General features: G+C 71.4%; 18 protein-coding genes. 12 read left to right on the forward strand and 6 right to left on the reverse strand.

All coding sequences use genetic code 11. The features are described from left to right. Positions 1–22 precede the first annotated feature (22 nt). Together OG866_RS24600 and OG866_RS24605 are read left to right on the forward strand one after the other, a co-directional pair. Positions 23–1,147, forward strand: a complete 1,125-nt coding sequence (locus OG866_RS24600) for a lipid II:glycine glycyltransferase FemX (RefSeq protein WP_329337852.1) — start codon at positions 23–25, stop codon at positions 1,145–1,147. Between the two features lie 116 nt (positions 1,148–1,263). Beyond that, positions 1,264–2,229, forward strand: coding sequence for an EamA family transporter (locus OG866_RS24605; protein WP_329337853.1), 966 nt, complete (start codon positions 1,264–1,266; stop codon positions 2,227–2,229). A gap of 467 nt (positions 2,230–2,696) precedes the next feature. Here OG866_RS24605 and OG866_RS24610 read toward each other — a convergent pair whose 3' ends face one another. Continuing rightward, a complete protein-coding gene (locus OG866_RS24610; protein WP_329337854.1) occupies positions 2,697–3,464 on the reverse strand; it encodes a hypothetical protein in 768 nt (255 codons plus the stop codon). A 193-nt stretch (positions 3,465–3,657) separates the two neighbouring features. On the opposite strand from OG866_RS24610, the gene OG866_RS24615 reads away from it, so the two are divergent. The 8 genes from OG866_RS24615 to OG866_RS24650 all read left to right on the forward strand — a co-directional run bounded on the left by OG866_RS24615 (position 3,658) and on the right by OG866_RS24650 (position 13,746). Further along, positions 3,658–4,455, forward strand: coding sequence for a TIGR03084 family metal-binding protein (locus OG866_RS24615; protein ID WP_329337856.1), 798 nt, complete (start codon positions 3,658–3,660; stop codon positions 4,453–4,455). After that, a complete protein-coding gene (locus OG866_RS24620) occupies positions 4,452–6,122 on the forward strand; it encodes an acyclic terpene utilization AtuA family protein (RefSeq protein WP_329337858.1) in 1,671 nt (556 codons plus the stop codon). The genes OG866_RS24615 and OG866_RS24620 overlap by 4 nt, the downstream gene beginning before the upstream one ends. Then, positions 6,119–7,717, forward strand: a complete 1,599-nt coding sequence (locus tag OG866_RS24625; RefSeq protein WP_329337860.1) for an acyl-CoA carboxylase subunit beta — start codon at positions 6,119–6,121, stop codon at positions 7,715–7,717. Before OG866_RS24620 ends, OG866_RS24625 begins: the two co-directional genes overlap by 4 nt. 19 nt (positions 7,718–7,736) lie before the next feature. After that, positions 7,737–9,575 (forward strand): acetyl/propionyl/methylcrotonyl-CoA carboxylase subunit alpha, encoded by a 1,839-nt coding sequence (locus OG866_RS24630; RefSeq protein WP_329337862.1) that lies wholly within the window; start codon positions 7,737–7,739, stop codon positions 9,573–9,575. A gap of 82 nt (positions 9,576–9,657) precedes the next feature. Next, a complete protein-coding gene (locus OG866_RS24635; RefSeq protein WP_329337864.1) occupies positions 9,658–10,797 on the forward strand; it encodes an acyl-CoA dehydrogenase family protein in 1,140 nt (379 codons plus the stop codon). 29 nt (positions 10,798–10,826) lie between these two features. After that, positions 10,827–12,395, forward strand: coding sequence for a 4-coumarate--CoA ligase family protein (locus OG866_RS24640; protein WP_329337866.1), 1,569 nt, complete (start codon positions 10,827–10,829; stop codon positions 12,393–12,395). Continuing rightward, complete coding sequence (locus OG866_RS24645; RefSeq protein ID WP_329337868.1) at positions 12,392–13,126, forward strand: enoyl-CoA hydratase family protein; 735 nt, start codon at positions 12,392–12,394, stop codon at positions 13,124–13,126. The genes OG866_RS24640 and OG866_RS24645 overlap by 4 nt, the downstream gene beginning before the upstream one ends. After that, on the forward strand, positions 13,114–13,746 hold the full coding sequence (locus OG866_RS24650) for a TetR/AcrR family transcriptional regulator (RefSeq protein ID WP_329337870.1): 633 nt from the start codon (positions 13,114–13,116) through the stop codon (positions 13,744–13,746). Before OG866_RS24645 ends, OG866_RS24650 begins: the two co-directional genes overlap by 13 nt. Here OG866_RS24650 and pdxH read toward each other — a convergent pair. Further along, positions 13,736–14,422, reverse strand: a complete 687-nt coding sequence (gene pdxH, locus OG866_RS24655; protein ID WP_443063559.1) for a pyridoxamine 5'-phosphate oxidase — start codon at positions 14,420–14,422, stop codon at positions 13,736–13,738. The genes OG866_RS24650 and pdxH overlap by 11 nt on opposite strands. Before the next feature lie 223 nt (positions 14,423–14,645). Between pdxH and OG866_RS24660 the strand changes: the two genes are divergently transcribed. Further along, the gene (locus OG866_RS24660) at positions 14,646–15,749 is read left to right on the forward strand and encodes a citrate synthase 2 (RefSeq protein ID WP_329337872.1); all 1,104 of its coding nucleotides are present in this window, start codon (positions 14,646–14,648) and stop codon (positions 15,747–15,749) included. Positions 15,750–15,832: 83 nt separating this feature from the next. On the opposite strand, the gene OG866_RS24665 is transcribed toward OG866_RS24660, so the two are convergent. The 3 genes from OG866_RS24665 to OG866_RS24675 form a co-directional block, all read right to left on the reverse strand. After that, on the reverse strand, positions 15,833–16,870 hold the full coding sequence (locus tag OG866_RS24665) for an isopenicillin N synthase family dioxygenase (protein ID WP_329337874.1): 1,038 nt from the start codon (positions 16,868–16,870) through the stop codon (positions 15,833–15,835). 537 nt (positions 16,871–17,407) lie between these two features. Further along, complete coding sequence (locus OG866_RS24670) at positions 17,408–17,977, reverse strand: DUF4240 domain-containing protein (protein ID WP_329337876.1); 570 nt, start codon at positions 17,975–17,977, stop codon at positions 17,408–17,410. Between the two features lie 50 nt (positions 17,978–18,027). Continuing rightward, the gene (locus OG866_RS24675; protein WP_329337878.1) at positions 18,028–18,939 is read right to left on the reverse strand and encodes an SDR family oxidoreductase; all 912 of its coding nucleotides are present in this window, start codon (positions 18,937–18,939) and stop codon (positions 18,028–18,030) included. Between the two features lie 138 nt (positions 18,940–19,077). Between OG866_RS24675 and OG866_RS24680 the strand changes: the two genes are divergently transcribed. Continuing rightward, on the forward strand, positions 19,078–19,968 hold the full coding sequence (locus tag OG866_RS24680) for a LysR family transcriptional regulator (RefSeq protein WP_329337880.1): 891 nt from the start codon (positions 19,078–19,080) through the stop codon (positions 19,966–19,968). Here OG866_RS24680 and OG866_RS24685 read toward each other — a convergent pair. Continuing rightward, a complete protein-coding gene (locus OG866_RS24685) occupies positions 19,955–20,848 on the reverse strand; it encodes a LysR family transcriptional regulator (protein ID WP_329337881.1) in 894 nt (297 codons plus the stop codon). The two genes, OG866_RS24680 and OG866_RS24685, sit on opposite strands and share 14 nt — an antisense overlap. Between the last annotated feature and the right edge of the window lie 7 nt (positions 20,849–20,855).

Below are 20,855 nucleotides of genomic sequence, written 5' to 3' on the forward strand. Positions count from 1 at the left end.
ACCTGTCTGAAGGAGCCCGCGCATGGCCCTCCGCGTCCGCCCCATCTCCCGCCCCGACCACCTCGCCTTCATCGCCGCCCGCCCCTCCGCCAGCCACACCCAGATCCCCTCCTGGGGTGAGGTGAAGCCGGACTGGCGGGCGGAGAGTCTGGGGTGGTCCGACGAGGAGGGGCGGCTGGTGGGGGCGGGGCTGGTGCTGTACCGGCCGGTGCCGAAGCTGCGGAAGTACCTCGCCTATCTGCCCGAGGGGCCGGTCATCGACTGGTACGACGCCGATCTCGGCGAGCGCTGGCTGGAGCCGATGCTCGCCCATCTCAGGCGGCAGGGCGCGTTCTCGGTGAAGATGGGGCCGCCCGTCGTCGTGCGCCGCTGGAGCGCCGACGCCGTGAAGGCCGCGATCGCCGACCCGGCCGCCCGGCGGCTGCGGGACGCCGAGGCGACCTCGTACGAACCCCGTGCCTTCGATGTCGCCGACCGGCTGCGGCGGGCCGGCTGGCAGCAGACGGAACCGGGCGGCGAGGACGGCTTCGCCGCCGGACAGCCCCGGTACGTGTTCCAGGTCCCGTTCGCCGGGCGGTCCCTGGACGAGATCCACGGCGGTCTCAACCAGCAGTGGCGGCGCAACATCAAGAAAGCAGAGAAGGCGGGCGTGGAGGTCGTCCGGGGCGGCCACGAGGACCTTCCGGCGTTCTACGCCCTCTACACCGAGACCGCCGAACGCGACCGCTTCATCCCGCGCCCGCTCGCCTACTTCCAGCGCATGTGGACCGTACTCAACGCGGAACACCCCGACCGCATGCGTCTGTACCTCGTCCGCCACGACGGCGACCTCCTCGCCGCGGCCACGATGCTCACCGTCGGGGAGCACGTCTGGTACTCCTACGGCGCCTCCACCGCCCGCAAGCGCGAGGTCCAGCCCAACAACGCCATGCAGTGGCGCATGATGACCGACGCCCACGAGCTTGGCGCCGCCGTCTACGACCTGCGCGGCATCACCGACACCCTGGAGGACTCCAACCACCTCCTCGGCCTGCTCCGGTTCAAGGTCGGCACCGGCGGTCAGGCCATCGAGTACCTGGGGGAGTGGGACTTCCCGCTCAACCGGCTGCTGCACAAGGCGCTGGACCTGTACATGGCGCGGCGCTAGCGGGGCTGTCGCGGGTCAGTGGCAAAAGGGGTTCACGTTACTGACCGAGTCCATTACTCTGGACTGGACAGTACATCCCGATGAACGACCCGTGTGTCGAACCCCTGGAAGGCCCCGTGAGCACCCCCAGCACCGCCGCCTCGCCCTCGGCGACCCCGGCCGCCCAGACCTCCGCCGCCCAGCCGCCGGCAGGCGCGCCGCCGCGCCGGGCCTCCCTCGGCTCCATCGGCATGGTGCTGTCCGCGGGCGTCTCCGTGCAGTTCGGCGGCGCCCTCGCGGCGAGCCTGATGCCCCGGGCCGGGGCGCTCGGTGTGGTCACGCTGCGGCTGCTGGCGGCGGCAATCGTGCTGCTGGTGGTGTGCCGGCCGCGGGTGCGCGGACACGGCCGCGCCGACTGGGCCACGGTGATCGTCTTCGGTCTCACGATGGCCGGGATGAACGGCCTCTTCTACCAGTCCATCGCCCGCATCCCGCTCGGCCCGGCGGTCGCCCTGGAGGTCCTCGGCCCGCTGGCCCTCTCGGTCCTCGCCTCCCGCCGCGCGATCAACCTGGTCTGGGCCGGGCTCGCCCTCGCCGGCGTCATGCTCCTCAGCGGTGGCGGCTTCGGCAGCCTCGGCGTCGTCGGCGTCCTCTTCGCCCTGGGCGCGGGCGCCATGTGGGCGGCGTACATCGTCTTCAGCGCCCGTACCGGCCGCCGCTTCCCGCAGGCCGACGGGCTCGCCCTCGCCATGGTGGTCGCGGCGCTGGTCTTCCTGCCGCTCGGGATCGCCGAGTCCGGCACCAAGCTTCTCGACCCCACGACCCTCGCCCTGGGCTCGGCGGTGGCCGTACTCTCCTCGGTCCTGCCCTACACCCTCGAACTCAGCGCCCTGCGCCGCCTGCCCGCGTCCACCTTCGCCATCCTCATGAGCCTGGAACCGGCGATCGCCGCCACCGCCGGCTTCCTCGTCCTCAGCCAGGCCCTCTCCACCACGGAGGCGCTCGCCATCGCCCTGGTCATCGCGGCCAGCATGGGCGTGGTCCTGACACAGACGGGGCGGGCGAAGCCGACGACACCGGTGGCACTACCGGAGGAGCCCTGAGCGACTCTGGCCGGTCCGGGCGCCCTGTTCTTCACGGTGCCCAGGGCTCCGGCCGGTCCGCGCGGCCATGTTCTTGACGCCTCGGGGTCTGGCCGGTCCGCGCCGCCTTGCTTCCGGCACGTCGGGGTCTGGTCGGCCTGTGCCGCCATGTTCTCGGTGTCTCGGGCTCTGGCAGATCCGCGCTGCCCTGCCGCCGTGCTGCCGGCGTCTCAGGCTCTGGTCGGTCCGTGCCGCCGTGCTCCCGGTGCCTCGGGGTCTGGTCGGTCCGTGCCGCCGTGCTCCCGGCACGTCGGGGTCTGGTCGGCCTGTGCCGCCATGTTCTCGGTGTCTCGGGCTCTGGCAGATCCGCGCTGCCCTGCCGCTGTGCTGCCGGCGTCTCAGGCTCTGGTCGGTCCGTGCCGCCGTGCTCCCGGCACGTCGGGCTCCGGTCGCCCCGCGCCCCCTGCCCCTGGCGTCTCGGGGGCTGGTCAGCCCGAGGTCGGTGTGCCTTCCGGTAGCTGTGGTGAGCGCACCATGCGGAGGAACGCCTTTACCCCCGCGATGATCTCCTGGTTGTCGGTGAGGCGGTCCACCGTGGACTCGAACTCCCGGCCCAGCGCGGCGATCCTGCGATCGTTCTCCTCCGCCCGTTCGTACGCGCTCATGGCCAGCGCGTCCACGGTCCGGCGCAGTTCGGCGAGGGCCCGGTACTGTTCCTCCGCCTTCTCCTCCAGGACCCGCGTCCCGGTCTCGGCGCGGTCCAGGCGGGCGTTCAGCTCGACCACGTCGTCCCGGGGATACGTGACGTCCTTGAGCAGTGCCCCGAGCCGCCGCCGAAGCTGGCCGAACCAGGCGCCGGCCGGGCGGAAGAACGTACTCAGCAGGAAGAACGCGGCGAACCAGTAGCCCGTGAACGCGCCCGTCGCCCAGGTGACCGCGACGACCACCGCCGACGTCACCACATGTCCCGCGACCGCCGTCCGCAGCATCGCGCGGGCGATCCGCGTGGCCTCGGCGTCCCGGGCCGGGGAGATCTCCAGGCCCTTCTCCCGGCTCACCGCGATCTCCGCGAGGACGGCATGCGCCCGGAAGTAGAGGTTCCAGGGCACGGTCAGCAGAAGCAGCAGCCACAGCAGGCTGAGCACCCCGGCCCCGGCTCCGAACACCACCTCCGCCGGCGCCCCCGCCAGATACGCGACGACCAGCGCGACCCCCGCGGCGACCACGGCCCCGACCCCCGCCAGAAACCTGCCCATGCCCCACCTTCCAGGTCGGATCCCCACCGGTGTCCATGGTTCCCGCACGGCCCCGCGGTGGCATGAGTAGCCGTACTCAGTCGTGCTCGCCCGGCACCTGGTGCCTTCGACACCTCCGACGCCTCCGACACCCTCCGAAAAAACAATGCAAGCACGCTTGCTTGTTTATGGGGCGGCTGTCATCCTCGCTGCCATGGCAGACCCCACGCCCGTCATCGACGACCTCTGCGCGGAAAGCGAGGAACTCGACCTGATCGTGGCCGAGTTGAGCAAGGAGCAGTGGTCGTTGCCGACCCCCGCCCCCGGCTGGACCGTCGCCCACCAGATCGCCCACCTCGCCTGGACCGACCACTCCTCCCTCCTCGCCGTGACCGATCAGGGCGCCTTCTCCCGCGAGGTCGAGAAGGCGCTGGCCGCACCCGGCGACTTCGTGGACAACGGTGCCGAGGAGGGGGCGGCAAAGCCTCCGGAGCGGCTGCTCGCGTACTGGCGGGCGGGGCGCGAGGACCTGGCCGACGCTCTGCGGGGCGCTCCGGACGGCGCCCGTTTCCCCTGGTACGGCCCGCCCATGTCCACCGCCTCCATGGCCACCGCCCGCCTGATGGAGACCTGGGCACATGGCCTGGACGTGGCGGACGCTCTGGGCGTCACCCGCGCCCCCACCGACCGGCTGCGGCACATCGTCCGACTCGGCGTCCGCACGCGCGACTTCGCCTTCGGCGTGCACGGGCTGACCCCTCCGTTCGAGGAGTTCCGCGTCGAACTCGTCGCACCCTCCGGTGAGGTGTGGTCCTACGGCCCCGAGGACGCCCCCCAGCGCGTCACCGGCCCCGCCCTCGACTTCTGCCTCCTGGTCACCCAGCGCGCCCACCGCACCGACCTCGCCCTGACCGCCATGGGCGAGGACGCCGGCCGCTGGCTCGACATCGCCCAGGCCTTCGCGGGGCCGGCCGGGGACGGGCGCGCGCCCAAGGGGGAGGCCGCCGGATGAGGACTCTCCGTATCGGCAACGCCTCCGGCTTCTACGGCGACCGGTTCGACGCCCTGCGCGAGATGCTCACCGGCGGCGAACTCGACGTCCTCACCGGCGACTACCTCGCCGAGCTGACCATGCTCATCCTGGGCCGCGACCGGCTGAAGGACCCCGGCGCCGGGTACGCCCGCACCTTCCTGCGGCAGTTGGAGGAGTGCCTCGGCATCGCCCAGGAGCGGGGCGTGCGGATCGTCGCCAACGCCGGCGGCCTCAACCCGGCCGGACTCGCCACCCGGGTACGGGAGTTGGCGGACCGGCTCGGCATCGCCGTCCGCGTCGCCCATGTCGAGGGCGACGATCTGACCGCCGCCCACCCCGGCAGCCTCGCCGCCCACGCCTACCTCGGCGGCTTCGGCATCGCGGAGTGCCTGCGCGCGGGCGCCGACGTGGTGGTGACCGGGCGGGTGACGGACGCGGCCCTGGTCACCGGCCCCGCCGCGGCTCACTTCGGCTGGGGGCCGACCGACTACGACCGGCTCGCGGGCGCGGTCGTCGCCGGCCATGTGCTGGAGTGCGGAACCCAGGCCACCGGCGGCAACTACGCCTTCTTCGCGGACGGCGACGTACGCCGCCCCGGCTTCCCCCTCGCCGAACTCCACGAGGACGGCACCGCCGTCATCACCAAACACCCCGGCACCGGCGGCTTCGTCGACGTCGGCACGGTCACCGCGCAGCTCCTGTACGAGACCCAGGGCGCCCGGTACGCCGGACCCGACGTCACCGCCCGTCTCGACGCCGTCCGCCTCACCCAGGACGGCCCCGACCGCGTCCGCGTCTCCGGCGTCCGCGGCGAGGCCCCGCCCCCCACCCTCAAGGTCGGCCTCAACAAGCTCGGCGGCTTCCGCAACGAGGTCGTCTTCGTTCTGACCGGCCTCGACATCGAGGCCAAGGCGGCGCTGGTGCGGGCGCAGATGGAGCCGGTTCTGGGCAAAGTCGCCTCCGCCCGCTGGGAGTTGGCCCGCACCGACCGCGCGGACGCCCCCACCGAGGAGACCGCCAGCGCCTTGCTGAGGCTGGTCGTCCGGGACCCGGAACAGGACGTGGTGGGGCGGGCGTTGAGCGGGGCCGCCATCGAGCTGGCCCTCGCCAGCTACCCCGGCTTCCATGTGCTCGCGCCACCTGGGAAGGGCGCGCCTTATGGGGTCTTCGAGGATGTGTACGTCTCCCAGGGCGCCGTCGACCAGGTGGCCGTCCTCCACGACGGCCGCCGGATCCCGGTGGCGCCGGCCCAGGACACCGCCGTACTCGAGAGTCTGCCGGAGCCACCTCTCCCCGAGCCGTTGCCCGAGGCTCCGCTGACCAGGGCGCCCCTCGGCCTCGTCGCGGGCGCCCGCAGCGGGGACAAGGGCGGCAACGCCAACGTGGGGGTGTGGGCCCGGACCGACGAGGCCTGGCGCTGGCTCGCGCACACGCTCACCGTCGACCGCTTCCGCGAACTCCTGCCGGAGGCAGCCGACTTGACGGTCACCCGGCACCCGCTTCCCGCCCTGCGCGCCCTGAACTTCGTCGTCGAGGGGATCCTCGGCGCCGGTGTCGCCGCCCAGCACCGATTCGACCCGCAGGCCAAGGCGCTCGGCGAATGGCTGCGCTCCCGCCACATGGACATCCCGGAGGCACTGCTGTGACCGTCCTGTCGTCCGCGCTGGACGTGGAAGGCGCCGACTACCGCGCCCACCGCGAGGCCATGCTCACCAAGCTGGACGAGCTGACCGCCGAGCACGCGAAGGCGCTCGCGGGCGGCGGCGAGAAGTACGTCCAACGACACCGGGGGCGCGGCAAGTTGCTGGCGCGCGAGCGCATCGAACTGCTCCTCGACCCGGACACTCCCTTCCTGGAGCTGTCCCCGTTGGCCGCCTGGGGCAGCGACTACTCCGTCGGCGCCTCCCTCGTGACCGGCATCGGAGTCGTTGAGGGCGTGGAGTGCCTGATCACCGCCAACGACCCGACCGTGCGCGGTGGCGCGAGCAACCCGTGGTCGTTGAAGAAGGCCCTGCGCGCCAACGACATCGCCCTCGCCAACCGGCTCCCCTGCATCAGCCTGGTGGAGTCAGGAGGCGCCGACCTGCCGTCCCAGAAGGAGATCTTCATCCCCGGGGGTGCCATCTTCCGCGACCTGACCCGCCTCTCCGCCGCCGGAATCCCCACGGTCGCCGTCGTCTTCGGCAACTCCACGGCGGGCGGGGCCTACATCCCCGGCATGTCCGACCACGTGATCATGGTCAAGGAGCGCGCCAAGGTGTTCCTCGGCGGTCCGCCCCTCGTCAAGATGGCCACCGGCGAGGAGAGCGACGACGAGTCGCTGGGCGGCGCGGAGATGCACGCGCGCGTGTCCGGGCTCGCCGACTACTTCGCCGTCGACGAGCAGGACGCCCTGCGTCAGGCGCGCCGCGTGGTGGCCCGCCTCAACCACCGCAAGGCGTACGGTGATCCGCCCCTCGCCGAGCCGCCCAAGTACGCGGCCGACGAACTCCTCGGCATCGTCCCCGGCGACCTGAAGATCCCCTTCGACCCGCGCGAGGTCATCGCCCGGATCGTCGACGCCTCCGACTTCGACGAGTTCAAACCGCTCTACGGCACCAGCCTCACCACCGGCTGGGCGAGCCTGCACGGCTACCCGGTCGGCATCCTCGCCAACGCCCAGGGCGTCCTGTTCAGCGCGGAGTCGCAGAAGGCCGCCCAGTTCATCCAGCTCGCCAACCAGCGCGACATCCCCCTCCTCTTCCTGCACAACACCACCGGCTACATGGTCGGCAAGGAGTACGAGCAGGGCGGCATCATCAAGCACGGCGCGATGATGATCAACGCGGTGTCCAACTCGAAGGTCCCGCACCTCTCGGTGCTCATGGGCGCCTCCTACGGCGCCGGGCACTACGGCATGTGCGGCCGCGCCTACGACCCGCGCTTCCTCTTCGCCTGGCCCAGCGCCAAGTCCGCCGTGATGGGCCCCCAGCAACTGGCGGGCGTGCTCTCGATCGTGGCCCGGCAGTCGGCGGCGGCGAAGGGCCGGCCCTACGACGACGACGCCGACGCGGCCCTGCGGGCCATGGTGGAGCAGCAGATCGAGTCCGAGTCGCTGCCGATGTTCCTCTCCGGCCGCCTCTACGACGACGGCGTCATCGACCCGCGCGACACCCGCACGGTCCTCGGTCTGTGTCTGTCGGCCATCCACACGGCGCCGTACGAGGGTGCGCGCGGCGGCTTCGGCGTCTTCCGGATGTGAGGGATCCCCAGTGACTTCCATGATCACTTCTGTCCTTGTCGCGAACCGCGGCGAGATCGCCTGCCGGATCTTCCGCACCTGCGGTGAGTTGGGAATCCGAACGGTCGCGGTGCACTCGGACCCGGACGCGAACGCCCTCCACGCGCGCGTGGCCGACACGACGGTACGACTCCCGGGGGCCACACCCGCCGAGACGTATCTGCGCGGCGACCTGATCGTGAAGGCCGCCGTCGCCGCCGGCGCGGACGCCGTGCACCCCGGCTACGGCTTCCTCTCCGAGAACGCCGACTTCGCCCGCGCCGTTCTGGACGCCGGGCTGGTGTGGATCGGCCCGCCCCCGGAGGCGATCGAGGCGATGGCGTCCAAGACGCGCGCGAAGGAGCTGATGGGGCTGAGGCCGCTGGGGGAGGTCGGCGCGTCCGACCTGCCGGTGCTCGTGAAGGCTGCCGCGGGCGGCGGGGGGCGCGGAATGCGGATCGTGCGCCGCCTGGAGGATCTGAGCGCCGCGCTGGAGAGCGCACGCGCCGAGGCCGCGAGCGCCTTCGGGGACGGCGAGGTGTTCGTCGAGCCGTACGTCGAGAACGGCCGCCATGTGGAGGTGCAGATCCTCGCCGACACCCACGGCACCGTCTGGGCGCTCGGCACGCGCGACTGCTCCCTGCAACGCCGGCACCAGAAGGTCATCGAGGAGGCACCGGCGCCCGGGCTCTCCCAGGGGCTCGAAGAGGAGCTGCGCACACTGGCCGTGCGTGCCGCGCGCGCCGTCTCGTACGTCGGCGCGGGCACCGTCGAGTTCCTCGTCGCCGACGACAAGGCGCACTTCCTGGAGATGAACACCCGCCTCCAGGTCGAGCACCCCGTGACGGAGGCGGTGTTCGACGTGGACCTGGTCGCACTCCAGATCGCCGTGGCAGAGGGGCAGCCGCTCCCCGAGTCACCTCCCCACGCGCGTGGCCACGCCGTCGAGGCCCGCCTCTACGCCGAGGACCCCGCACACGACTGGGCCCCCCAGACCGGCACCCTGCACCGCCTCACCGTCCCCGGCGTCCGCCTCGACACCGGCTACGAGGACGGCGACGAGATCGGCGTCCACTACGACCCCATGCTCGCCAAGGCCGTCGCCCACGCCCCCACCCGCGCCGAGGCCCTCCGTAAACTGGCGGGCGCGCTGGAGCGGGCGGAGATCCACGGCCCGACGACCAACAGAACCCTCCTGGTGAACTCCCTGCGCCACGAGGAGTTCACGACGGCCGCCATGACCACGGCGTTCTACGACCGCCACCTGACGCCGTTGACGACGACACTCCCCGATCCGCACGCCCCGCTGGCCGCCGCCCTCGCCGACGCCCACGCCCGCTCCCGGTTCGGCGCCTGGCGCAACGTCCCCTCACAGCCCCAGGTGAAGCGGTACGACCTGGCGGGCGAGGAGACCGAGGTCCGCTACCGCTGGGGGCGGGAGGGCCTGGAGGCGGACGGGGTGCGAGTGGTGCACGCCGACGCGCGTCTGGTCGTACTCGAAGTGGACGGCGTACAGCGGCGGTACGAGGTGTCCAGGTACGGCGACGAGGTGTACGTCGGCCCGACCGCGCTGAGGGCCCTGCCCCGCTTCCCCGATCCGAAGACACAACTGGCCCCGGGCTCCTTGGTGGCCCCCATGCCGGGAACGGTGGTCAGGATCGCCGAGGGCCTGGAGGTCGGCGCGAAGATCGAGGCCGGTGAACCGATCGTGTGGCTCGAAGCGATGAAGATGCAACACCGCATTTCGTCCCCGGTCACAGGAGTGCTGAGCGCTCTGCACGCCGTCCCCGGGCAGCAAGTGACAGTCGGTTCTCTGCTTGCGGTGGTGGACACCCCCTAGGGGCGCAGGGCTGCATCAATGTGCGGCTACCGCCGCGTGAGCGCGACCAGCCACAAACAACCCGCACCCGGGAAGGAATCCCATGCCACCCACGATCGAATCCGAAGAACACAAAGCCCTCCGAACAGCTGTCGCCGCCCTCGGCAAACGCCACGGCCGCACCTTCGACCGAGAAGCCCTCTGGTCCGAGGCGGCCAAACTCGGCTACCTCGGCGTCAACCTCCCGGAACAGTACGGAGGCGGAGGCGGCGGCATCTCCGAACTGTCCATCGTCCTCGAAGAGCTGGGCGCCGCAGGCTGCCCCCTGCTGATGATGGTCGTGTCCCCCGCCATCTGCGGCACCGTCATCGCCCGCTTCGGCACCGAAGCCCAGAAGCAGGAATGGCTCCCCGCTCTCGCCGACGGCACCCGCACCATGGCCTTCGGCATCACCGAACCCGACGCCGGCTCCAACTCCCACCGCATCACCACCACGGCCCGCCGCGACCCGGAATCAGGAGACTGGCTGCTCACCGGCCGCAAGGTCTTCATCTCCGGCGTCGACATCGCCGACGCCACCCTCATCGTCGGCCGCACCGAAGACACCGGCACAGGCCGGCTCAAGCCCTGCCTGTTCATCGTCCCCAGGGACGCCGAAGGGTTCCACCGCCGTCAGATCGACATGGAACTCCAGGCCGCGGAGAAGCAGTTCGAGCTGACGCTCGACGACGTACGGCTCCCCGCGGACGCGCTCGTCGGCGACGAGGACGCCGGCCTCCTCCAGCTCTTCGCCGGCCTCAACCCCGAGCGCATCATGACGGCCGCGTTCGCGATCGGCATGGGCCGCTACGCGCTCGCTCAGGCGATCACCTACGCCCGCGACCGCACCGTGTGGAACACCCCCATCGGCGCCCACCAGGCCATCGCCCACCCCCTCGCGCAGGCGCACATCGACCTGGAGCTGGCCCGGCTGATGATGCAGAAGGCGGCCCATCTCTACGACGCCGGGGACGACGTCGGCGCGGGCGAGGCGGCGAACATGGCCAAGTACGCGGCGGGCGAGGCCTGCGTCAGGGCGGTCGACCAGGCCGTGCACACCCTCGGCGGCAACGGCCTCACGCGCGAGTTCGGGCTCGCCTCGTTGATAACGGCCGCACGCGTGGCTCGTATTGCTCCGGTGAGCCGGGAGATGATTCTCAACTACGTCTCCCACCAGACCCTGGGCCTGCCCAAGTCGTACTGACCCGGCACAGCGTTGTGCGAGGAGGAACCATGTTCCGCAGCGAGTACGCAGACGTCCCGACCGTCGAACTCCCCATCCACGAGGCCGTACTGGGCCGCGCCGCCGAGTTCGGCGACACACCCGCCCTGATCGACGGCACCGACGGCACCACCCTCACGTACGCCCAACTGGACGCCTTCCACCGCCGCGTGGCCGCAGGCCTGACCGAGGCGGGGGTAAGCAAGGGGGACGTGCTCGCCCTGCACAGCCCGAACACGATCGCCTTCCCCACCGCCTTCTACGCGGCCACGCGCGCGGGGGCCTCCGTCACCACCGTGCACCCGCTGGCCACGGCGGAGGAGTTCGCCAAGCAGCTCACCGACTCGGCGGCCCGCTGGATCGTCACCGTCTCACCGCTCCTCGGCACGGCCCGCAGGGCGGCCGAACTCTCCGGCGGCGTCGAGGAGATCTTCGTCTGCGACAGCGCCCCCGGACACCGCTCCCTCCTCGACATGCTCGGCACCACAGCCCCCGAGCCACAGGTCGACATCGACCCGGTCGAGGACGTGGCCGCGCTGCCCTACTCCTCCGGCACCACCGGCGTCGCCAAGGGCGTGATGCTCACGCACTCCCAGATCGCCACCAACCTCGCCCAGCTGGAACCGCTGATGCCGGCGAAACCCGGCGACCGCATCCTCGCCGTACTGCCCTTCTTCCACATCTACGGCCTGACCGCCCTGATGAACGCGCCCCTGCGGCAAGGCGCCACCGTCGTCGTACTGCCCCGCTTCGACCTGGAGACCTACCTCGCGGCCATCCAGAAGCACCGCATCACCGACCTGTTCGTGGCCCCGCCGATCGTCCTCGCCCTCGCCAAGCACCCCCTGGTCGCGCAGTACGACCTGTCGACCCTGCGGCACATCGTCAGCGCCGCCGCCCCCCTCGATGCCCAGCTCGCCGCCGCCTGCTCACGGCGCCTGAACCTGCCGCCCGTCGGCCAGGCGTACGGCATGACCGAACTGTCGCCCGGAACCCATGTCGTCCCCCTGGACGCCATGCGCGAAGCCCCTGCCGGCACCGTCGGCAAGCTCATCGCCGGCACCGAGATGCGCATCGTCTCCCTCGACGACCCCGGCAAGGACCTCGGCGTCCGCGAGGCCGGCGAGATCCTCGTCCGCGGCCCCCAGGTCATGAAGGGTTACCTCGGCCGCCCCGACGCCACCGCCGCGATGATCGACCCCGACGGCTGGCTGCACACCGGCGACGTCGGCCATGTCGACGCCGACGGCTGGCTGTTCATCGTCGACCGGGTCAAGGAACTCATCAAGTACAAGGGCTTCCAGGTCGCACCCGCCGAACTCGAAGCCCTGCTCCTCACCCACCCCGGCATCGCCGACGCCGCCGTCATCGGCGTCTACAACGACGAGGGCAACGAGGTCCCGCACGCCTACGTCGTCCGCCAGCCCACCGCCGCCGACCTCTCCGAAGGAGAGGTCATGATGTACGTTGCCGAACGCGTCGCCCCCTACAAACGCGTCCGCCACGTCACCTTCATCGACGACGTCCCAAGGGCCGCCTCCGGCAAGATCCTGCGCCGCCGGCTGAGGGAGCGCGCATGACCCTGATCGACCGCACCCGCGCGCGGGGCGTCGAGACCCTCACCCTCGACTCCCCGCACAACCGCAACGCCCTGTCGGCCGCGCTGGTGGGCGAGTTGGCGGACGCGCTGACCGACTGCGGCAAGGACGGCGACGTACGCGCCGTCGTCCTCACCCACACCGGCAACACCTTCAGCGCCGGCGCCGACCTCAAGGACCCGCCCCACCCGGACGCGCTGGTGGGCCTGCTCCGCCAGATCGTCGCCGTACCGAAACCCGTCCTCGCCCGCGTCACCGGCCACGTCCGCGCGGGCGGCCTCGGCCTGCTCGCCGCCTGCGACATCGGAGCGGCGTCCACCGGAGCGACCTTCGCCTTCACGGAGGTACGGATCGGGGTCGCCCCCGCCGTCATCTCCCTCCCGCTCCTCCCGCGCACCGACCCGCGCGCCCTCGCCCGCTACTACCTCACCGGCGAACGCTTCGACGCCGCCGAGGCCGCCCGCATCGGCCTGCTCACGACGACGGGCGACGACGTGGACGCCGTACTCGAACCGATCCTGGAAGGACTGCGCAAAGCCGCCCCCGAGGCCCTGGCTGAGACGAAACGGCTGCTCACGGTTAGGGTGCTGGAAGCCTTCGACCGGGACGCGGCCGACCTCACCGCGCTCTCGGCCCGCCTGTTCGCCTCCGCGCAGGCCCGCGAAGGCATGACGGCCTTTCTAGAACGACGGGACCCCACATGGGCGCTGTGAGCACGGTCGGCGACCGTATGGACCGTTCCCCTGGCGAACGCACCCCCAAGCAGGACCGCAGCCGGGCCACCCGGCAGCGGCTCCTCGAAGCCGCCGTGGCCTGCCTCGCCGAACACGGCTGGGCGGGCTCCACGGTCTCCGTCGTCGCCGAACGCGCGGGCGTCTCCCGAGGCGCCGCCCAACACCACTTCCCGACCCGCGAGGACCTCTTCACGGCGGCGGTGGAGTACGTCGCCGAGGAACGCTCCGGAGCGCTCCGCGACCTGTTCCCGCAAGGCGCGGCCGGCGACCGCCGAGCCGTCGTCTCGGCCCTGGTCGACCTCTACACCGGCCCCCTCTTCCGGGCCGCCCTCCACCTGTGGGTCGCCGCCTCCAACGAGGAGCAACTGCGTCCCCAGGTGACGGAGTTGGAGGCCCGGGTCGGCCGTGAGACCCACCGCATCGCGGTGGACCTGCTGGACGCGGACGAGTCGAGGCCGGGCGTACGGGAGACGGTCCAGGGCTTGCTGGACATGGCCCGCGGCCTGGGCCTGGCCAACCTGCTCACGGACGACAAGGGACGCCGGGAGAAGGTGGTCGCGCAATGGACGGCCCTGGTGGAGACGGCGCTCAGGGACTGAGCCGCTCCACCCGCCAGCTCCCGTCCGCCTCCGCCACGTACCGCAGCCGGTCGTGCAGCCGGTTCTCCCGCCCCTGCCAGAACTCCACCGTCTGCGGAGCCACCCGGAAACCACCCCAGTGCGGCGGCACCGGCACCTGCTCGCCCTCCGGATAACGCGCCGCCAACTCGGCGTACGACGCCTCCAGATCGGCCCGCGTCCCGATCACCGACGACTGCTCGCTCGCCCACGCGCCCAACTGCGAACCGTGCGGCCGGGTACGGAAGTACGCGGCGGTCTCGTCCCGGCCGGTGCGACGCGCGACGCCGGTGACGACGACCTGGCGGGCCATCGGATGCCACGGGAAGAGCAGCGAGACGTACGGGTTCTCGGCGAGGTCACGCGCCTTGCGGGAGTCGTAGTTCGTATAGAAGACGAACCCCCGCTCGTCGAACTGCTTCAGCAGCACCGTCCGCGCACTCGGCCGCCCGTCCGCGTCCGCCGTCGACACCACCATCGCGTTCGGCTCGAACAGATGGGCCTCCGTCGCGGCCTGCTTGAACCAGCGCGCGAACTGCGCCACCGGAGTGGCGGCCAGCTCGCCCTCGGAGAGCCCCTCGGCCCGGTACTGCTTACGCATCGAGGCGGGGTCGGGAGCGGTCTCGGCTCCTCGGGAGACGGCGTCTGCGTCGGTCACGTGGTCATCTTGCCGTATCGAACGCCACACCACGGAAGGTGGCACTGAGTGCCGCGAACCCTGCCCAGGGGTGGCACTCGGGGATATGGTGCAGATGCCACCCCCGTGGGGTGACCGCCGACCCAACGGGGCATCACTGGGATGACCGCCCAGGACCGCGAGCCCCGCACAGGCCGTGGATCCGTCGGCGTCACCCGTCGCACACATCATGAGGAGCCGCCTGATGTCCGACTTCGTACCTGGCCTCGAAGGAGTCGTCGCGTTCGAGACGGAGATCGCCGAACCGGACAAGGAGGGCGGCGCACTCCGCTACCGGGGCGTCGACATCGAGGACCTCGTCGGCCACGTCTCGTTCGGCAACGTCTGGGGCCTGCTCGTCGACGGCGCCTTCCGCCCCGGCCTGCCGCCCGCGGAACCCTTCCCGATCCCCGTCCACTCCGGCGACATCCGCGTCGACGTCCAGTCGGCCCTCGCCATGCTCGCCCCCGTCTGGGGCCTCAAACCCCTCCTCGACATCGACGAGGCCCAGGCCCGCGACGACCTCGCCCGCGCCGCCGTCATGGCCCTGTCCTACGTCGCCCAGTCCGCCCGCGGCCAGGGCACCCCCATGGTCCCGCAGCGCGAGATCGACAAGGCCCAGTCCGTCGTCGAACGCTTCATGATCCGCTGGCGCGGCGAACCCGACCCCAAGCACGTCGCGGCGGTCGACGCGTACTGGACCTCTGCCGCCGAGCACGGCATGAACGCGTCCACCTTCACGGCGCGCGTCATCGCCTCGACCGGCGCGGACGTGGCGGCGGCCCTGTCGGGTGCGGTGGGCGCCATGTCGGGCCCGCTGCACGGCGGCGCCCCCTCGCGCGTGCTCCACATGATCGAGGAGATCGAACGCACCGGCGACGCCGAGGCGTACGTCAAGCATGCCCTCGACAAGGGCGAACGCCTGATGGGCTTCGGCCACCGTGTGTACCGCGCCGAGGACCCCCGCGCGCGCGTGCTCCGCCGCACCGCCCGCGAACTGGGCGCCCCGCGCTTCGAAGTCGCCGAGGCGCTGGAGAAGGCGGCCCTAGCGGAACTCCACGCCCGCCGCCCGGACCGCGTCCTGGCCACGAACGTGGAGTTCTGGGCGGCGATCGTCCTCGACTTCGCGGAGGTCCCGGCGCACATGTTCACGTCGATGTTCACGTGCGCGCGTACGGCGGGGTGGTCGGCGCACATTCTTGAGCAGAAGCGGACGGGGCGGCTGGTGCGGCCCTCTGCCCGCTACGTGGGGCCGGGGGTCCGGAGCCCGCAGGAGATCGAGGGCTACGGGGACATTTCCGCCCACTGAGGTGGCTGGCTGAAGGGCGCGGGCGACTGCGGGCCGGTCTGTGGCTGGTCGCGCAGTTCCCCGCGCCCCTTGAGTGGCGTTGATCAGGCCGGAGTCAGCAAGTCACCGTGGTGGCGCTCCGCCACCAGCGGATGCGCCCGCAGCTTGCCCTTGAGCTCGTTGTAGCCGTACTCGGCGAAGAGCGGGTTCGACGGGTCGTCGGTGACACCCGGCGCGGTGGAGGCATGCGGGAAGGGCAGCGGCTCCACGCGCGCGTCCAGCCGCGGGTTGTAGAAGAACGGCACGGAGAACCGCTCGGTGGCGCCGGGCGGGGAGACGACGCGGTGATTGGTGGCGACGAGATACCCATTGGTCGCCACCTCCAACAGCTCCCCCAGATTCACGACGAAGGCCCCCTCCAAGGGCGGCACGTCATGGAAGAGCCCGTCCTCACGCTGCACCTGGAGCCCGCCGACCTGGTCCTGAAGGAGCAGGGTGAGGAACCCGTAGTCCTTGTGGGCGCCGACCCCCTGATCGGCCCCGTCACCGGCACTCCCCGGATACCGCACGAGCTTGAGATGCGGATGGGCGCGCGTGCCGAAGATCGGGTCGTAGAAGTCCGCGGGCGCCCCGATGGAGGCGAGCAGCTCGTGCAGCAGCCGCTCGGCGACGGAGCTGAGCCGCTCGACCCAGGCGAGGGAGGCGGTACGCAGCTCGGGCAGGGAGTCGGGCCACTGATTGGGCCCCTCCAGCCACCAGTACGCCGGCTCACCGGCCCCGGGTATCCGCGCGGGCCGCTCGGCCCCGATGTCGAGCTGATCCCGCCAGTCCCGACTGCCCCCGGTGCGCTCGTCACCGGTGCGGGTGTACCCCCGGAAGTGGGGCGAGTGCACGTTGTCGAGGGCGAGCCGCTCACTCTCGGGAAGAGCGAAGAACTTCCGCATGGCGGAGAGGAGGGCGTGAGTCTCCTCTTCCGGGACCCCATGCCCGACGAGCTGGAAGAACCCCACGTCATGGGCGGCACTGTGCAACTGGGCATGCAGCAGCGCACGGGCCTGGGGACCGCGATCGGCGGCCGACAGATCGATGATCGGGAGCTGCTGGTACGACGGATTCGACGGATTCGTCGACACGTAGGTCATGGTGCGTCCGCAAAGGGTGAGAGGGAGAGAAGCGCGGCAGTGGATGGCTGCGCAAAGGGAGGGCTGGAGGCTCAGATGGAGCGTCGACAGCCCATGCTCGTGACGCGGACGTAGTCCACGTGGCGGCGTCGAACGAGCGAAAGCATGAGGTCAGCGTACTGCGTGCCGCAAGAAACGCGGGTGGCGCAGGTCACTCCCGTAAATCCTGCGGAGCCCTGACAACGCAGACGACCCGCGAGCTCGGGTCCCCCCGCCTCAGCGGGGGAGCCGGCCGGACGTACCGGCGAGCTCGCGGGTCGGGTGACTGCTTGGGATTGGGCCGGCTGCACGCGTCTGTCGCGCACTGGTCCGGCACCGCACTGAATGTGGTGACGGGCTGCTAGCCCGCAGCCACCTCACGCGTCCGGGTTTCACTCATTTACCCGATCACCTCCCTTCGGTGTGAACCACACCTTAGGAACCGCTCGGTCACCGATCAACCGCTTTTTCGAGATGTTGACGGAGCGGATTCAGACCGGACGCTGTACCCGTTGCTCTTCAGGTCCCCTCCGAGAGGAACAGTGCCGCCAGCCCAGGCAGCCGCCGACGCATCTCTTCCTCGTCGTCGAAGTCGAAGTCCTCGCCCAGTGGGTCGGTGGGGGAGTCGGCTGGCGGATGGTCGGCCTCGTACTGCTTCCAGTCGGCCCAGAAGATCTCGCCGTCCCCGGTGATCCGTTCGTAGGCCTCGGAGGCGCAGTAGTTGGCGTCCTCGTTGAAGAGGGCACGGTCCTCGAAGTCGGCGGCTGCCGCGATGACGTCGGGGTGCTCGGCGAGGCTGTCGGGGGCGGCTGCCGCGCGTTCGTACCAGTGGCGGCCCTCGGCTATCAGACCCGCGCGGAAGTCCATGAAGCTGTCGTCGGAGCAGCCCCCGCCGATGAGGTAGGCGGCGGCCCAGACGTCCCAGCGGTAGAGGGCGTCGTGGAGGGTGTCGAAGTGGTCCTGGTACTCCAGGATCTGTTGCTTGGGGCGGGCTGCCAGGAGGGTGGCCAGTGCCTCGTGGAAGGGGACTTCGTCCGTGGTGGCGAAGCGGGCCTTGTTGATGAGGTGCCAGAACTCTTTCGTGTCCACAGCGCCGCACTGTGCCGGCCGGGTCTGACAATCGCCCCCACCCGCCGACCTCAGAGCATGCTCCTGCGCCCCTCCTCGAAGTAGTGCCCCTGCGCCAGGTCCGCGAGCAGCCCCGCCTCCTCCGGCTTCCAGCCCAGTCGCTGTCGCGTCAGGGCGCTGGACGCGCGGAGGTCCAGGGAGGCGAAGTGGGCGATCCAGCCGAAGTGGGCGGCGGCGTCGGTGTCGGTCACCTGGACCACCGTTACGCCCAGGCCGTTGCCTATGGCGGTGGCGATGTCGTGCAGCGGTACGCCCTCGTCGTCGATCGCGTGGAGTCGGGTGCCTGGCTCGGCCTTCTCCAGGGCCAGGCGGTAGAGGCGGGCCGCGTCGTCGCGGTGGACGGCGGGCCAGTGGTTGGTGCCGGCCCCGATCATCGCGGAGACGCCCTTGTCGCGGGCGATGTCGATGAGCTTGGGCACGAAGGCGCCGTCCTCGGGGCCGTGGACGGACGGGGGAAGGCGGACCACGCTGGTGCGTACGCCGCGGTCGGCGAGGGCGAGGGTGGCCTCCTCCGAGGGGACGCGGAAGGGCGCCACGGAGTCCGGGTGGGCCGGGTCCTCCTCGGTGGCGAAGACGCCGGGCTCGACCAGGAACGCCGATGTCGTCACGAAGGGCTTGCCGGTGCCTTCCAACACCGAGCCCATCGCCTCGATGGCGTGCAGGTCGATCACGCCCGAGGCGGCGATGTTCGAGAAGTCGTGCTTGAAGGCGGTGTGGATGACGCCGTCGGCCGATTCGGCGCCCCTGCGCAGGCTGTCGAGGTCGTCCAGGTCGCCGTGATGGACCTCCGCCCCTGCTGTCCGCAACGCGGCCGCGGAGGAGTCGGAGCGGGCCAGGCCCACCACCTCGTGTCCCGCGCTGATGAGTTCACGTACGACCGCGGTGCCCACGAAGCCGCTGGCGCCGGTGACGAATACGCGCATGCTGATGACCCCCAGAGGGATGGAAATCGGGGTGGAAATCGGGATGCCTCCAGCCTCGGCATCAGAGGGGTCCCGCGTCCAAAGCCTCTTTCGTATACGGCAATGCGATCTGGGCATCACCGCAGCTAGGCTCGTTGTATGGCCGACTCCCAACCGATCTCCGTGGACCTCGACCTCCGTCTCGTCCGGTACTTCACCGTCGTCGCCGAGCACCGGCACTTCGGTCGTGCCGCCGATGCGCTGCACATCACTCAGCCCTCCCTGAGCCGTCAGGTGCAGCGGCTGGAGCGGGAGTTGGGGGCGCGGCTGCTGGACCGGACGCCGCGGGGGACGCGGTTGACCGAGGCGGGGGAGGTCTTCCTGCCGGAGGCACGGGCGTTGCTGCGTGCGGCGGCTCAGGCGGCCGTACGCGCGCGTGCCGCCGCTCAGCCGCACCGGATGACGGTCGGTTTCACCTCCGGCATCATCGTCACCCCGGCGGTCCGGGCGGTACGGCACCGGCACCCGGACGCCGAGGTGCTGACCGCCCACCTGACCTGGGACGACGTCCACCACGCCCTGCTCGATCACCGGGTCGACGCGGTGGTGACCCGGTTGCCGTTCCCGACCGACCGGCTGCGGGTGACGGTCCTGTACGACGAGCCGCGCGTGCTGATCGTGCCGCTGGACCATCGGCTGGCCGGCAAGGAGTCCGTCACCCTGGACGACATCGCCGACGAGCGGCTGCCGCGTACGGCGGACCCGGTGCGCAGCGCGTTCTGGCGCTTCGAGCCGCGCCCGGACGGGCGTCCGGCGCCGGACGGGCCGCTCATCGAGGCGATCGAGGACAAGCTCGAACTCGTGGCCGCCGGCGAGTCGTTGGCGGTGGCCGCGCAGTCCGTCGGCCGGGTCCTGCGGCCCGACCTCACCATGGTTTTGCTGGAGGGCGTCGAGCCGAGCCATGTCGTCGTCGCGACCCGCGCGGATGACCACGGCCGCCTGGTGACGGCCTTCCGCAAGGCCGCGCGGGATCACCTCACGGCCGACTGATCGTCTCCAGCAGATTCCTTACGAGGGGACTGTCGTCGCCTTCGCGCCAGGCCACGGCCACCACGGTCCGCGCGTCCGTGACACCGCTCAGGGGCCGGAAGGCGACGCCCTTGAGGCGGATACGGCGGATGCTCGCCGGTGCGAGCGAGACCCCGAGGCCGGTCTCGACGAGGGCGCAGACGGTCTGCCACTCGGTGGCTCGCTGGGCGACGCGCGGGGCGCAGAGGTCGGTGATGCGGTCGTGGAGGCCGGGGCCCGCCTCGCGCGGCAGGAGGACGAAGGGGTGCTCGGCCAACTGGGCCGGGGTCACCGTGCGTTGGGCCGCCAGGGGGTGGGCGCGGGGCAGTACCGCCACGAAGGGTTCCGTCAGGACCGTACGGAAGGACAAGTCCGGGTCGGTGGAGGGTGGTTCGCGCAGGAGGCCGACGTCCAGGCTGCCCTCGCGCAGGGCGGCCAGTTGGGGAGCGGTGGTCATCTCCCGGATGTCCAGGCGCACTTGGGGATAGTGGCCCACGTAGGTCCGCAGCAGTTCCGGCAGCAGCGTCAGGGCGAGCGACGCGGCGAAGCCGAGGCGCAGGGTGCCGGTCCGGCCGTCCGCCGCCGCGCGGGCCGCCGCCAGGCCGTCGGCGAGGGCGGTGAGGGCCTGGCGGGCGGCGGGGAGGAGTTCGCGTCCGGCCGGGGTGAGGGCGACGAGGCCCGGCGGGCGGGCGAAGAGCGGGGCGCCGACCTTGTCCTCCAGGCGCCGGATCTGCTGGCTCAGGGGCGGCTGGGCGATGCCGAGCCGTGCGGCGGCCCGCCCGAAGTGCAGTTCCTCGGCGAGGACGACGAAGGCGTGGAGTTGGGGGAGGGGGAGTTCGGGTCGCTGCTCCATGGCTGCCATATCTCTA

It is taken from the genome of Streptomyces sp. NBC_00663 (genome assembly GCF_036226885.1).
Lineage (GTDB): Bacteria > Actinomycetota > Actinomycetes > Streptomycetales > Streptomycetaceae > Streptomyces.